This is a genomic window from Myxococcales bacterium (assembly GCA_023898405.1).
In the GTDB taxonomy this organism is placed as follows: domain Bacteria; phylum Myxococcota; class UBA727; order UBA727; family JABDBI01.
Window position 1 is genome coordinate 2,025,060 of record CP060221.1, and the last position, 13,745, is coordinate 2,038,804.

Consider the following 13,745-nt stretch of genomic DNA (forward strand, 5'->3'; position numbering starts at 1 on the left):
TGAGGGTGAAATCGCTAGGTGCCAAATTTTTTCTTGGCGATAATGCTAAGGCCAGTGGCTACACTCGCAAATTTATCTCCCTCAACCAAGCGAGCTTTAGGCAAACAGGCCAGCATTGAGTTTCTTACCAGCGGCACCGAAGAAGCTCCGCCAGTCATAAAAATAGCATCGATAGCGTCGGCATTTATTTGGGCAGATTTAATAGTTTCTTTCATGGCGGCTATAATTTTTTCAAGATCAATTTGTAGAGCTTGTTCAAAAATAATTCTCTCAATTTCAAGTTCAAGATGCGGATCAAGTTCGTTGATCAAAACTAAAGCCTTCTCTTGACTGCTAAGTTGAATTTTGGCTTTCTCCACTTCTATAGCTAGTTGATGGCCAAGGCGAGCTTCAAGCACCTGCAATAGAATTTTAAATTTTTCAGGCTCTTCTCCGCAGAAGCTTAGTTTTTTTGCCCATTCCAGATTTTTTCTCTGATAGCAAAAACCAATTTTGTGCCAGGTAGCCAAATCTGTATAGAGAGTTTTTGGTACCAAAGATCGGTTTCCCTCCAAAGATTTGTAAAATGTATTGAGCCCGAGCTGGGGCATAATACTTTTAAGGCTCAAGCTTTTATCGAAATTAGTACCCGCGATGTGTATTCCGCCAACGGCTAATATTTTTGCCTCGTTGTTAAGCTGCTTGCCTCCAAGTTGAGCGATAGTAAAATCAGATGTTCCTCCGCCCATATCTATAATCAAAGCGATTTCTTCATGGCTTAAGTCATTCTCGTAGTGTGCGGCTGCAGCAATAGGCTCAAGTTCAAAGCAAATATTTTTAAAACCCAAATTTTTGAGTAGCTCATGCATAGCGTCTTGGGCGCTTTTGTCTAAGTTTTTGTCATTATCGTTATAATGCACGGGTCTACCAACGACGATATTGCTCAGTAGGCTGCCTTTTTGCCTCTCGCACCTTTCTTTGAGATTGCCGATTATAAGAGCGATAATATCGGTGTAAGAAAGCTTCTTGTTTTCCACTTGAGTTTTTTCATTAATCAGCTTGGTGCCTAAAGCATTTTTGGGCGACCAGATCATGCGGCCTTCTGAACCGGCAATATAACGCCTTTTAGCCTCTTCACCAAAAAAAGGTTGGCTTTCACCATATTCAAAAAATATGGAAGAGGGCAAATATTTTTTTCCGTCAAAATCACTCAACTTAAGCTGATTATCTTGGTAAAAACCGATGGCAGAATTGGATGTGCCAAAATCTAGCCCACAAAAATTATTCATGATCGAGCTCCCTTAGTGTCATGATAATTTTTGAAGTTGCGAATAGTAAAATGCTATGAAAAAGCTGTCAAGCGCTTGGAGATGAGTTGCTAAACCCTTGCAAGACGGCAATGACTTCATCATCGCTGACTTGCGTAAAGTCTTTAAAAAATTCTCCCACTGCACCAAAGAATGCAGGGCTATGAAGGCAGATAACCTGATCAGCGAGTATTTTGATGTGCGCAAGAGCATCTTTAGGGGCAACCGCGCAGGCTGCAATGATGCGTTTAGGTGATTCGCTTCTAATACTTTTGATGGCGGCTTTGAGTGTTGAGCCCGTAGCAATACCATCATCAACGATGATTACTGTGCGATTTTTTATGCAAGCTTTGTTTTTATTTAGAGAATAGAGCTGTCGACGTAATTTAAGACTTTTTAGCTGTCTGTTGATTTCTTGAGTTGGATAATTTTTATCGATAGAGCAGTCATTGAGATAAGTGTTGCCATTCTCATCGACAGAACCAATGGCGTATTCGGGACTGAGAGGGGCGCACAACTTATGCACCAGCACGATATCGAGTTGTCCGTGTAGTTCTTGGGCAATAATTTTTGCCATGGGTACACCACCCCTGGGGATAGCCAAAATGAGCGGATTTTCATAGCCATACTTGGTTAATTTTTTGGCTAAGAGATGTGCAGCAGCTGCGCGATTTTGAAAGAGCATAGTTTCCTCTAAGGGGAAACTAAGCTGCCTCCCAAAGACAAAGACCGAGCTGATTCGATCTTAACGTCAACAAGCTTTCCGATCAAAGATTGCGCACCTGAAAAGTGCACGATATGATCACCTCTGGTGCGGCCAATTAAACGCAAAGGTTCAGATTTACTGCGAAGCTGTACGAGATCTTTGTTGTAGAAGGGATCGAGTTTTGCTTCACTTTCACACAGCACTGAGTGAGTTTGGCCGAGCATCGCTTGATGATGTTCAAGAGCAATTTCATTTTGCAAGTTGAGCATGAGGGTATGGCGAGATTTTTTTACTTTATCGCTGATATTATCGGAAAAGCGTTTGTGCGCAACAGTGTTTGGACGTGGAGAGTATTTAAAAATAAAAAGATTTTTAAAACGAACTTTGCGCAAAAGCTCTAGAGATGCTTCAAAGTCTTCATCGTTTTCAGTGGGAAAACCAACAATCATATCACCCAAAAGACTAATGTCGGGCATACGTGCTTTTGCGCGTTCAATCAAAGACATGTAAGTTTCTAAATCATAGCCGCGATTCATATCGCGCAGAACTTTGTCACTGCCTGATTGAGCTGGAATATGCAAATAACGGCATATGCGCTCACAATTTTTCATGACGTCTAAAGCTTCGTCACTGAAATCTCGCGGATAGCTGGTGAGAAAACGCAAACGGGCTAGATTAGGAACCTGCTCATGGACTTGGAAAAGCAAATCGGCAAATGACCATTTATTTGTGCCTTCATAAAAATAGTGGTTGATGGTTTGTCCAAGCAAGGTAACTTCTTTGACACCGCTATCAACCAGACGCTTTACTTCATCGATGATGGATTCTGGTGGGCGATGGAGTTCGGGGCCGCGCGTGCGAGGAACAACACAAAAAGAGCAAAATTTGTTGCAGCCACGGGTAATACGCACATAAGCTTGGCTTCCTAAATTTTTATTGGGAGCCCGACCTGCATCAAGAGCCTCAAGACTGTCAAAGGGGGACATAGAGGCAGCTTCACTCACACCCTTACGCTTTACAAAATAAGATAAACTTTTTTGGGTAGATTGCTTTTCAACGCTGTTAAATGCAGCCTCAACCAGATCTTTGGTGTCGTTGATTTTGCTGGGCCCAACCATGACATCGATAAAGGGCCTTTTTTTTGCAAGCTGATCATGAGCACGCTCAGCCATGCAACCTAAAACGCCAACAATAACTTTTTCGCCTTTGTCTTTACGTTCTTTGACTATGCCCAGACGGCTCAGTACTTTCTGCTCACTGAGATCGCGCACTGAACATGTGTTAAGAAGAACTACATTGGCGTCTTTGGCGTTATCAACAAAGCGATGACCAGAGGAACGAAATTGATTCTCCACCAATTCCGAATCTAAAATGTTCATCTGGCATCCGAAAGTCTCAAGAAAAACCCGCATTTTGGCGGGTTTAGCCGATGAATCGTGAGGCATGTGAATTACCTTTTTATGTTTTAGTTGCCTTTTTTAAATAAAGGCTCTTCTATAATTGTGGCAGCTGCTGATTTTTCAACAGCATGCAATATTTTTTCAACCTGGATTGAATAAAGGGCGTCTTCTTTATTGATTTCTTTTGCGCTCTTAACACGTTCCGCAATTTCTTCTTCGCTCGCGCTCACAGACATTTTTTCAATGAGTTCTTCCAAAATAAGTTCTACTTTCACTCTGAAAATCGCTCTGTTTTGTACTGAATTCCACATCTCTTGCCAATGATTTTTTACAACATCTTGAGCAACGTCTTCTTTCATGGTTTCAAGTTCGCGATTGATCATCGACATAGCCATTTTTTCGACCATGACCGGAGGGACTTCTAATGGGTTGTGTTCAATCAAAGCTTTACAGATAGCGTCTTGACGAAAATATTCATCTCTTCGTTTAGCAGTAAGACTAAAACGTGTCCGAATCGACTCTTTAACCTCTTCGAGGCTTGTAAACTTGTCAGATAAATCTTTGGCAAACTCATCATCAAGAGCAGGCAATATCCGCTCTTTGAACGCTTTGATGCTCAGAAGCATTTCGCATTCTTTGCCCTTGAGCGTTTCATCTTGATGATCGGTCGGCATAGTGTATTTAACCGAGGCTTTTTCGCCAACTTTTTTACCAATCAACGCAGTTTTAAGATCATCAGGAACATTTTGAGCAAAAAGAGGTACAGAGTAATCTTTGTGGCTATAGTTGGCATCGAGAGTGCCATCGATCAAAACTTCGCTGTCGCATTCAACCAGGTCGTTATCAGCGATTTGATCTCTATCTTTGACTGGAGCAAAGGTTGCCATACTTTCTTGCAAGGAAAGTAATTCATCATCAATGTCTTGGTCGCTAAAGACAAATTTTTTAAACTCGATGGGAAGAGCTTCAAATTTTTCTACCTGAACCTTAGGCTTTATCTGAAAAATTGCTCGATAAGAAAAGGCTTGTTGCTGATCCACGGGGTTTACAGGTTCAATCTTAGGCTGAGAAACAGGTGTGATCTCTTGATTTTTGCAGGCATCCGAAAGGCTTTTTTCTACAAGTTTTTCTACTAAATCTTGTTTTACCTGAGCGCCATAAAAATTCATTACCATGCTTTGAGGCATTTTTCCCGGTCTAAATCCTGGTCGTGTAGCTACGCGCTGGACTTTATTTAATGCTTTAGTGAACTCATGGCTTACAACAGCACTTGGGATGGTTATGGTAAGTTCTCTCTCATGCTCTGAAGGGGAAGTCATAGTTAAATTTTCAATCACATTCTTCATTTTAACCACCTTACAGTTAAATAAATGAGTAAAAACAACCCACTGCGCTAATCATAAATGGAAATGGTGCGAGCGAAGGGAATCGAACCCCCACGGGTTGCCCCGCTGGAACCTAAATCCAGTGCGTCTACCAGTTCCGCCACGCTCGCTTCGGTCTAGATTCGTTATAGAAGCAAACTAACAAAGAAGAATTCTTTTGGCTAGGGGGGCGCACATGTACTTGTGAATATTTTTTAAGCTTTGAAAAAATAAGTGAGAGAATAAATTCAAAAAAAATGCGCAACTATTGAAAATGAAATAGTCTTTGGATTATTAAACTTACAAAGCGCACCCAGATACCCTTATAATTGAAATGCAAAGCATGGGGGGCGTATGCAGGCTAAAGAATTTTTATCAGATATCTCTGAAGCTCGGGCGAAATATTTTAAGGAAAGTTATTCAATATTAAGCTTTGAGGATTATCTTAAAGAGGTAGCCAAAAGACCTCAAATTCACCTAAGAAATAGTGCGCAATATTTCAGTGATATGATCGACAGTTTTGGCGATTACCAAGTGTCCTCTCCAATAAAGAACATAAAGCGTTATCGCTTATTTGATGCTGAATCCTTCGACCATGAAGGTCGTGTATTTGGGCAAGAAGAAGTGATGCTTGCCATTGTGGCGCAGATCAAAAATTTCGTTAGGGCTGGAAGAGTAGATAAATTGGTGCTTCTTCATGGACCGAATGGATCTTCTAAAACCACTATTATTACCACTCTCGCTCAAGCTGCTGAGCGATATTCCTACAGCGACGATGGGGCTATCTATCAATTTTCCTGGGTATTTCCGCGAAAAGAAAATACGTCAAAAGCTCTTGGCTTTAATGATGATGAAATAGTTAATTTCGAAAGCTATGCCAATTTGTCTGCAGATGCTATCGATGCGCAAATTTTTTCTGAACAAAGTGATCATCCTTTATTACTTCTTTCATTTGAAGAACGACAAAAATATTTTGAGCAACTTGGTATTCAAGAAGAAAATTTTAAGATTCCAGCTTTGATAAAAAATGGAAACTTGTCATACAAAAATCGTCAAATTTATGATTCGCTTTTATCATGTTACGGTGGAAATTTGTTTGCAGTTTTGCGCCATGTAAGAGTTGAGAGATTTTATTTTTCTCGCCGTTACAGGAAAGGTATATCGGTAATTGAACCACAGATGAGTGTTGATGCATACATACGTCAAGTAACCAATGACCAATCCCTGCAGTCCCTGCCTAGTTCTCTGAGAAATCTTTCGCTCTATGAGGCCCTAGGGCCATTGGTAGAAGCAAATCGAGGCTTGCTTGAATATAGTGATCTTCTCAAACGTCCTATCGATGCATGGAAATATTTGTTGGTGGCTTGTGAGCAAGCTCAGGTAAGCGTGGGAAATCTTTCGCTATTTTTTGATTTATTGATGATCGCAACCTCTAATGAGCTGCACCTGAAAGGCTTCAAAGAATATGCTGATTGGCCCTCATTTAAGGGGAGGATAGAGCTTATAAAAGTGCCATATCTTTTGCAATCTAAAGAAGAAGAAGGAATCTATCAAAATCAAATTCCAAAGGCCCTGAATGGAATTCATATAGCTCCACATGCCATTGCCATGGCTGCTCGTTGGGCAGTTCTTACAAGGCTAGAGCCACCATCAGCGCAGAAATACCCAAGTAGTTTGCAAGAAATTATAAGAGATATATCGCCAGACGAAAAGCTCGACCTCTATGACCAAGCCGAAGTGCCACTTCGTTTAACGCAACAGCAAGCAAAGGAATTAAAAGCTCATATTAAAGACTTAGTTGCAGAATATAAAAATGAATCGGGCTATGAGGGGCTCTTTGGGGCTTCACCAAGAGAAGTGAGGACACTCATACTCAATGCTGCACAAAATCCAAACTACGATCATCTCTGTGTGGGAGCAATATTTAGTCAGATAGAGCAGCTTATCGAGCAAAAATCAAGCTATGAATTTTTAAGAAGAGAGGTTGTGCGTGGCTATCGTGATGCTCAACATCTTTTGCAATTGGTAAAAAGGTTTTATGTGAGAGTGCTAGAAGATGAGGCACGGACAGCATTAGGAATTTATGCCCAAGAATCCTATGAAGAATTATTTAAGCGCTATGTTAATCATGTTTCGGCTTGGACCAAAAAAGAGCGTTTAGTCGACCCAATAGCCGGGCGAAGTGTTGAAGCAAATGAAGCATTTATGAGCAAAATTGAAAAAGAACTTTTGGCTCTCAATGAATCAAATGAGGATTTTAGAAGGCAATTAATTTCCCAAATTGGTGCCTACAAGATCGAGCATCCTCATTCAGACTTAGATTATAATTTTATTTTTTCATCCCACATAAAAAGGTTGAAAGAAAGCATTTATGCTGAACAAAGGGAAGTTATATATAAAATTATTTCTAATTTTTTGCGTGTGATAGATGGAGATACAGTTGGTCTTGAGGAAAAAGAACTTGCACGAGCTTTTGCTCTTAGAGATGGACTTCTTGGTTTAGGTTATAATGAATCGAGCGCACGTTGGGCAATGGCATATTACATGAAAAATGCCTTGCGAGATGAAACAAAAGATTCCAAACCAAGCTTCAATCTGACATAACGGGATGTGGCAAAAATATTTTAGGCCTGAAGCATAAGGTGCAAGGGCCAAAATATTAAGTGGGCAAGGCTTTGAGCAGAGTTGGAATTGTTATGATGAGTATAAAAATATTGGTGGAGAGATGAATGAATAATAAAAAGATGCAACTTGATGATATTAATGTCATATCTTTCAAACCGCTTATTACCCCGGATGAAATCCGCCAAAAAATTCCTTTGCCGCAAGAGTCTGCTGAAGTTGTGGCGCAGTCTCGACAAATTATTGCCAATATACTTATGGGCAAAGATCCTCGAAAGATAATTATCATGGGTCCGTGCTCCATTCATGATCCAAAGTCGGCTTTGGAATATGCTGCCCGGCTTAGAATACTGGCTAGAGAAGTTAGTGAGACGCTTTTTATTGTGATGCGTACCTACTTTGAAAAACCGCGAACAACCGTTGGATGGAAAGGTTTTATCAACGATCCTCAACTAGATAATTCATTTAAAATGAATGAAGGCTTAGAAAAGGCGCGCAAGCTTTTGATAGAAATTACCAAGCAAGGAGTACCAGTAGCCACTGAATCGCTTGATCCCATCACTCCGCAGTATCTGGCGGAATTAATTTCTTGGACAGCCATAGGTGCACGAACAACAGAGTCTCAGACTCATCGAGAACTTTCTTCAGGATTGTCATCACCAGTTGGATTTAAGAATAATACCGATGGCAATATTGAGGTGGCAATCAATGCTATAAAATCCTCTCAAAGGCCACATCATTTTTTAGGAATTGATGAGGCGGGGCAAACATCCATTGTGGCTACTCGAGGAAATTCCTACAGTCATCTCATATTGAGGGGAGGAAAGGAACACCCCAATTATGATGCAGCATCTGTGAAGTCTGCGCAGCTCTCTTTAGAAAAAGCAGGGCTTTTAAAAAATCTCATAATCGATTGTTCACACGACAATTCGTTGAAGGACTATCGCAAACAGCCACAGGTATTTAGAAATTGTATCGAGCAAATAGCGAGTGGCAATCAGCATATTGTCGGACTTATGCTTGAGTCTCATTTGTTTTCAGGGAAACAAGAACTAAGTTGCGAATTAAAATATGGGGTGTCTATCACCGATGGCTGCATAGATTTTGATGAATCGACCAATCTCTGTCACTGGGCATATCAAATTTTGAGGAAATAAATGAAACATCACGGCCATGGAGAGTTAAAATCTCGTCCTACGAAAAGAGTTGTTGCGGTGTTGATTCTCACTGCAAGTTATATGATTGCAGAAGCGGTGGGAGGCTATTTTAGTAATTCGCTTTCTTTGATGGCCGATGCGGGGCACATGTTGGCAGATGTGGCAGCATTGCTTGTTTCCTTGGGGGCTTTTTGGATTGCTGCTCGGCCGCCAAATACCAAAGCAACTTTTGGCTATCATCGTGCAGAAGTGATCGGGGCACTGTTTAATGGGTTGGTGTTGTTGATAGTTTCTTTTTTTATTATCAAAGAAGCAATTACAAGATTTTTTAAGCCCGAAGGGATTCAGACCGATATTATGATGCTGATCGCAGTAGGTGGTTTGTTTATCAATTTGCTATCACTAAAAATTCTTCATCAGGATAAATCACGCAATATCAATGTTCGCGGAGCATGGCTGCATGTTATGTCTGATACGCTTGGTAGTGTTGGCGTCGTTGTATCAGGTTTGTTGATATATTTATTCGACTGGACTATGGCTGATCCGATAGTCTCTATCGTTATCGCAAGCCTGATTTCCTACTCAGCTGTGCATCTAATTTTTGATACTCTAAAAGTTTTAATGGAGCATGCTCCAAGCCACATTGATATCAACGATGTGAGCGAGGAAATTTTATCAATTCCTTTGGTTTTAAAAATTCACGATCTTCATATCTGGAGTATCACTGCGGGTAAGGATGCTTTATCAGTGCATGTTGTTGCTGAAGAAGGGGCTGATTTTAATCAACTTTTACATGATATTCAGCACGTGCTAACAATAAATTTTGGCATTGAGCATGCAACAGTTCAGATAGAAAACAAGTGCCCATCAAGACAAAAGTATTGATGATAGAGGCATATTTCTGTTTGAGTAAGGAAACTAATTAGAAAAAGTTTTTAGCTCGTTTCTTTGTGAAAAGGGCAATAAAAAACCTTTTAATTTTTAAGAAAATTAAAAGGTCATACACGTCGGGCAGAAAATATTACTTATTTTCTTTTTTTTGAGCATCTTCAGCGTGAGTTGTGCCAAAAAGTTGTTCTTGAGACAAAGTAGAACCGTTATTAGCGATTTGATTTTTTCTTTTACGCCCCATCTTTTTGGTTTTATTTTCGCGAATCTTGCAGGTTTGTGCTGTTTTAGAAACCATTTTTATCTCCATCAATAATTCAGCTTCAGCGCTTAGCATAATACTTCAAAATGAGTTCACTGCTAGCAGGTGTAATACACAAAAGCTAGACAAAACTACCGTGTCAGCCTCATTTTGCCAATCCATGCCGTGTGCCATGAAAGATGGACACCATGACAGCCCCTTTGAATGATGGCAAGACCTCACTTTAAGGTCTGAGATGAGTTTTGTAGTTTTTTGCAAAACTTGCACCGAAACAATGGGGAAAAATTATGAATAACGCTGCGAAAAAACTCATAATTGCGCTCGATGATCTCAACTTTGCTGATTGTTGTGCGCTGGTAGAAAAAACTCGCGATTTTGCCGCGACCTATAAAATTGGCGTTTCGCTTTTTTGTGCCCATGGTCCAACTATTGTTAAGGAGCTGAAGTCATATGGTGTGGATATTTTTTTAGATTTGAAATTGCATGATATTCCCATGCAAGTAAGCAAGGCTGTGGAGCAGGCGATTGATCTCGAGCCTAAATTTCTCACGCTTCATGCCCTTGGGGGCTATACCATGCTTAAAGAAGCAGCCCATGTAGCTTGTGGCTCTAAGACACAATTGCTGGCAGTTTCGGTGCTGACAAGCATGGATGAAGAACAATGGCGTATTTTGGGCTTTGCAGATTCAGTCAAAGATGGTGTCGAGAGACTGATTGTAATGTCCTATGAGGCAGGGGTGAGAGCATTTGTTTCATCACCTCATGAGGCGGCGAGTTTAAAGAAATTATTTAAGAATGATTGCATAGCAGTGTGCCCAGGAGTAAGGCCTGCTGACGCCCAGCATGATGATCAAAAACGCATCATGACTCCTTATCAAGCAATAAATAATGGGGCAGACTTTTTAGTGGTGGGCAGACCCATTACTAAATCTGCTGATGTTGTTATGAGTGCTGGGAATATTAATGCTGAAATAAACAAAGCACTCAATGAAGCAAGGAATCAAGAATAAAGTGGCTAAAATTAATTTTATCTATGGTGTTCATGCGGTGAGCGCTGTACTGAAGTACAGCCCTCATCGAGCCTATAAACTCATTCTCGCGCGAAAAAAAAATGAAGATGAACTGCTAACTTTAGCTCGGGTAGCCAATGTATCATGCGATTTTATCGACAGAAATGCGCTGGAAAATCGCTATCGTGTAGGTTCCGATGCACAAGGTGTAGTGCTCGAGTGTGCTCCCTTCAGCTACACTCCGCTCGAAGAAATAATTGAGCGTAGTGAATCAAAGATCATGGTGCTGGATTCTTGGCAAGATGCGGCCAACTTAGGAAGGGCAGCCAGGGCTGCGCTATTATTTGGTGCCAGTGGCTTGATTATTGCAACAGATCGTTGTGCTCAGATCACTAATGCCGCTGAGAAATCTGCTGTGGGAGCATTAGCGCGATTGCCAGTAGCGCGTGTGGCAAATTTGGCTTCTGCCTTAAAGAAAATTGCTCAAAGTGGTTTTTTTATTTATGGAGCCGATCAAAGTGGCAGTGTGAGCTTGAGGGATTGTGATTTTGCACAAAAAATTGCCATTGTAGTGGGACAAGAAGGAGAAGGTATACGGCCTTTGATTATGAAGCAGTGCGATATGATTGTGAATATTCCCATGAAAAGCGATGATATTTGCCTGAATGCAGGTGATACGGCTTTACTATTTTTGTACGAACTTAGTTTTAAATAGAAGCGCCATTATTTAAGTGCACTACTTATCTGCTCAATTAAGCATTTTAAAGGAGAGTTCTTGTATGTCATTAATGAATCTTTGTGGAAAAACAGCGTTAGTTACAGGGGTTGCTGATAATGTTGGCTTCGGCTGGCATATTGCTAAAGTATTAAAAAGTTATGGCGCGCGAGTGATTCTGAGTACTCATCCACGGGTGGAGAGCATTTTAGAGCGTTATTTGACCAAAGAGAAATATCGAGAAAGCCGTATCTTGGATGATGGTTCAGAATTTAAAGCTGAGTATATCATTCCCTGTGATGTGGCCCTAGATTCTATGGAAGAGTTAGATACAGGGGTAAAAGAAGAAAAAGGCTATAAGGATCAGGATGTTTCACTGAGTGGCTTGTCAAAAATCTTGGAAAAAAATCAGGAAAATATTGACATAGTAATTCATTCAGTCGCTTTTTCTCCAGAAATTGAGCGTTTGCATCTTGATGTGTCTCGCCAAGGATATTTAAAAGCCATGAGTGTGAGTTCTTATTCTTTGGTGGCATTAACCCGCTGCATTATGCCATTTATGAAGAAAAATAATGGATCAATCGTAGCCTTGTCTTATATAGCAAGCGAAAGAGCGGTTCCCTTTTATGGAGGCGGCATGGCTTCAGCAAAAGCCGCTCTTGAGTGCGATGCACGAATGCTCTCATGGCAGTTGGGTGAGTTCGGTCACCGAATAAATATTGTCAGTGCGGGGCCTTATCCTTCTCGCGCTGCAAAATCCATCGGAGATGTGATGGCGATGGTAGAAAAAACCAAAGCAAATTCGCCGCTTAGACGCGCTATTACCCCTGAAGATGTGGCAAATGCTGTTTTATTTTTAGCGAGCGATCTGTCTCGTGCCATCAGCGGTGAAATTATTCACGTAGATTCGGGATTTCATGCCATGGCGCTGGTTTAAATTGACAAGGTCCATTGTAAAAACATTTTTCATACCTTAAACCTGAGCTCAGAACAGTATTCATGACTCTCCTTGAACTGACTTGAAGCATTCCTTGGTTGTTTCCTTCATGCACACGTTTTTAGAGAAGATTTGTGGATCGCATTTGCGTGACGGAGAATTTGTAAATGGAACAGCAAAATAAACTGTATGTAGGAAATTTCCCCTTCTCTTGGAAGGAAAATGACCTGGAAGAAGTATTCGGAAAGTTTAGAGAAAATATTGTAGATATCAAAATTATCTATGATCAATTTTCAGGTCGTTCAAAAGGTTTTGCTTTCATTACTTTTGATGATGATGCAGTAGCAGCGGAGGCATTGTCTATGTCTGAAACTCCTGCTGGAGAAAGAACTTTGGTAGTTTCTCATGCTCGCCCACCGAGCCAACGCTCTTCATTTGATCGTGGTGATCGTGGTGATCGAGGAGACCGTGGTGGCCGTAGTGGTGGCCGCGACCGACGTAGCAGCGGTGGCTACGGTCGCTAAGCTTGTTGTTTAATAATTGATTTATCGGTCATATGACCGATTCAGAAAATTATTGATGGTTTTATTGGGATGATATGAAAAAAATCATCCCATTTTTATTTTTTGTTCTTAAATTAGAAGCCTTTCAGGCAGTGGATCTCAATCAAGCATCTGCATCTCAGATTGCTCTATTGCCGGGTATAGGAAGTCACCTCGCTCACTCAATCGTAAAATATCGCCAACAAAAAAGCATAGAAACTCCTTCAGAGCTTCTTAAAATATCAGGCATGAGTGAAAAAAAACTAGCTCGAATAAAAAATCATATTGTTTTTTTGGTGCACAAAAAAATCTCTGATAAAAACCCTAAAAAAAAGCGTGTGCAACAACCTGAGTATAGTCATCCAAAAAAAATTATTGATTTATTTTTGCTAGAAAAAAAAGTTTTAAAGCAAGCTGGTCTGGAGAAAGAATATGAGCATAGCCTAGCAAAAAGAGCGCGTCTTTCCGCCTGGATCCCAAGAATTACTTTTCGTGGAGATATAAATGAACATGATGTTAGTACTAAAAAGTATGATGCAAATTCAGAGCGCTTTGGCAATATATTTGGGATTGGAGTGCGAGCACAATTTGATTTGCCTTCTGTACTTTTTAATGAATCGGAATTAGATATCGCAAAACTCGCATTAAAGCGCCTTGAAAAACGTGAAATTCTGCTCACTCAACTCCATGATTATTATTTTGCTTACATCCATCTCGATCGAAAAATGCAAAATTCATTTGATTCGGAGGAGAGCAGAGTAGGAAATGATCGTCTTCAAGAACTCTCTGCGCGACTCGATTCTCTGAGTGGCGGTGAATTTAGTCGCTTTCAAAAAGAAAACCCTTAGTCATGAAT

General features: G+C 40.6%; 13 protein-coding genes and 1 tRNA gene. 8 read left to right on the forward strand and 6 right to left on the reverse strand.

Annotated elements, in window-relative coordinates; genetic code table 11:
* Positions 1-14 precede the first annotated feature (14 nt).
* The 5 genes from H6731_09235 to H6731_09255 form a co-directional block, all read right to left on the reverse strand.
* The gene (locus tag H6731_09235; GenBank protein ID USN50430.1) at positions 15-1,268 is read right to left on the reverse strand and encodes an Hsp70 family protein; all 1,254 of its coding nucleotides are present in this window, start codon (positions 1,266-1,268) and stop codon (positions 15-17) included.
* A 67-nt stretch (positions 1,269-1,335) separates the two neighbouring features.
* Positions 1,336-1,971 carry a phosphoribosyltransferase gene (locus H6731_09240; GenBank protein ID USN50431.1) on the reverse strand — a complete coding sequence of 212 codons (636 nt, stop codon included), beginning with the start codon at positions 1,969-1,971 and terminating at the stop codon, positions 1,336-1,338.
* 8 nt (positions 1,972-1,979) lie between these two features.
* The gene (gene miaB / locus H6731_09245) at positions 1,980-3,371 is read right to left on the reverse strand and encodes a tRNA (N6-isopentenyl adenosine(37)-C2)-methylthiotransferase MiaB (GenBank protein USN50432.1); all 1,392 of its coding nucleotides are present in this window, start codon (positions 3,369-3,371) and stop codon (positions 1,980-1,982) included.
* 86 nt (positions 3,372-3,457) lie between these two features.
* Positions 3,458-4,738: a trigger factor gene (gene tig, locus H6731_09250; protein ID USN50433.1), complete on the reverse strand. Its 1,281-nt coding sequence runs from the start codon at positions 4,736-4,738 to the stop codon at positions 3,458-3,460.
* A gap of 64 nt (positions 4,739-4,802) precedes the next feature.
* Positions 4,803-4,887: transfer RNA gene (locus H6731_09255), tRNA-Leu, on the reverse strand.
* Between the two features lie 223 nt (positions 4,888-5,110).
* On the opposite strand from H6731_09255, the gene H6731_09260 reads away from it, so the two are divergent.
* The 3 genes from H6731_09260 to H6731_09270 all read left to right on the forward strand — a co-directional run bounded on the left by H6731_09260 (position 5,111) and on the right by H6731_09270 (position 9,420).
* The gene (locus H6731_09260) at positions 5,111-7,360 is read left to right on the forward strand and encodes a serine protein kinase PrkA (GenBank protein ID USN50434.1); all 2,250 of its coding nucleotides are present in this window, start codon (positions 5,111-5,113) and stop codon (positions 7,358-7,360) included.
* Positions 7,361-7,485: 125 nt separating this feature from the next.
* Positions 7,486-8,535 (forward strand): 3-deoxy-7-phosphoheptulonate synthase, encoded by a 1,050-nt coding sequence (locus tag H6731_09265; protein ID USN50435.1) that lies wholly within the window; start codon positions 7,486-7,488, stop codon positions 8,533-8,535.
* Complete coding sequence (locus H6731_09270; protein USN50436.1) at positions 8,536-9,420, forward strand: cation transporter; 885 nt, start codon at positions 8,536-8,538, stop codon at positions 9,418-9,420.
* 136 nt (positions 9,421-9,556) lie between these two features.
* Here H6731_09270 and H6731_09275 read toward each other — a convergent pair whose 3' ends face one another.
* Complete coding sequence (locus tag H6731_09275; protein ID USN50437.1) at positions 9,557-9,721, reverse strand: hypothetical protein; 165 nt, start codon at positions 9,719-9,721, stop codon at positions 9,557-9,559.
* A 251-nt stretch (positions 9,722-9,972) separates the two neighbouring features.
* Between H6731_09275 and pyrF the strand changes: the two genes are divergently transcribed.
* From pyrF to H6731_09300, 5 genes are all read left to right on the forward strand, one after another.
* Positions 9,973-10,695 (forward strand): orotidine-5'-phosphate decarboxylase, encoded by a 723-nt coding sequence (pyrF, locus tag H6731_09280; GenBank protein USN50438.1) that lies wholly within the window; start codon positions 9,973-9,975, stop codon positions 10,693-10,695.
* Between the two features lies 1 nt (position 10,696).
* Positions 10,697-11,410 carry an RNA methyltransferase gene (locus tag H6731_09285; protein ID USN50439.1) on the forward strand — a complete coding sequence of 238 codons (714 nt, stop codon included), beginning with the start codon at positions 10,697-10,699 and terminating at the stop codon, positions 11,408-11,410.
* Positions 11,411-11,474: 64 nt separating this feature from the next.
* Positions 11,475-12,347, forward strand: a complete 873-nt coding sequence (locus tag H6731_09290) for an SDR family oxidoreductase (protein ID USN50440.1) — start codon at positions 11,475-11,477, stop codon at positions 12,345-12,347.
* A 167-nt stretch (positions 12,348-12,514) separates the two neighbouring features.
* Positions 12,515-12,871 (forward strand): hypothetical protein, encoded by a 357-nt coding sequence (locus tag H6731_09295; GenBank protein ID USN50441.1) that lies wholly within the window; start codon positions 12,515-12,517, stop codon positions 12,869-12,871.
* A gap of 74 nt (positions 12,872-12,945) precedes the next feature.
* On the forward strand, positions 12,946-13,737 hold the full coding sequence (locus H6731_09300; GenBank protein USN50442.1) for a helix-hairpin-helix domain-containing protein: 792 nt from the start codon (positions 12,946-12,948) through the stop codon (positions 13,735-13,737).
* Positions 13,738-13,745: the final 8 nt, after the last annotated feature.

Excerpts from the sequence above, each read along its gene's own strand:
- H6731_09240 (USN50431.1), bottom strand. The coding sequence starts at position 1,971 with ATGCTCTTTCAAAATCGCGCAGCTGCTGCACATCTCTTAGCCAAAAAA.
- H6731_09235 (USN50430.1), bottom strand. The coding sequence starts at position 1,268 with ATGAATAATTTTTGTGGGCTAGATTTTGGCACATCCAATTCTGCCATC.
- H6731_09265 (USN50435.1), top strand. The coding sequence starts at position 7,486 with ATGAATAATAAAAAGATGCAACTTGATGATATTAATGTCATATCTTTC.
- H6731_09270 (USN50436.1), top strand. The coding sequence starts at position 8,536 with ATGAAACATCACGGCCATGGAGAGTTAAAATCTCGTCCTACGAAAAGA.
- H6731_09295 (USN50441.1), top strand. The coding sequence starts at position 12,515 with ATGGAACAGCAAAATAAACTGTATGTAGGAAATTTCCCCTTCTCTTGG.
- H6731_09290 (USN50440.1), top strand. The coding sequence starts at position 11,475 with ATGTCATTAATGAATCTTTGTGGAAAAACAGCGTTAGTTACAGGGGTT.
- pyrF (USN50438.1), top strand. The coding sequence starts at position 9,973 with ATGAATAACGCTGCGAAAAAACTCATAATTGCGCTCGATGATCTCAAC.
- H6731_09260 (USN50434.1), top strand. The coding sequence starts at position 5,111 with ATGCAGGCTAAAGAATTTTTATCAGATATCTCTGAAGCTCGGGCGAAA.
- tig (USN50433.1), bottom strand. The coding sequence starts at position 4,738 with ATGAAGAATGTGATTGAAAATTTAACTATGACTTCCCCTTCAGAGCAT.
- miaB (USN50432.1), bottom strand. The coding sequence starts at position 3,371 with ATGAACATTTTAGATTCGGAATTGGTGGAGAATCAATTTCGTTCCTCT.
- H6731_09275 (USN50437.1), bottom strand. The coding sequence starts at position 9,721 with ATGGTTTCTAAAACAGCACAAACCTGCAAGATTCGCGAAAATAAAACC.
- H6731_09300 (USN50442.1), top strand. The coding sequence starts at position 12,946 with ATGAAAAAAATCATCCCATTTTTATTTTTTGTTCTTAAATTAGAAGCC.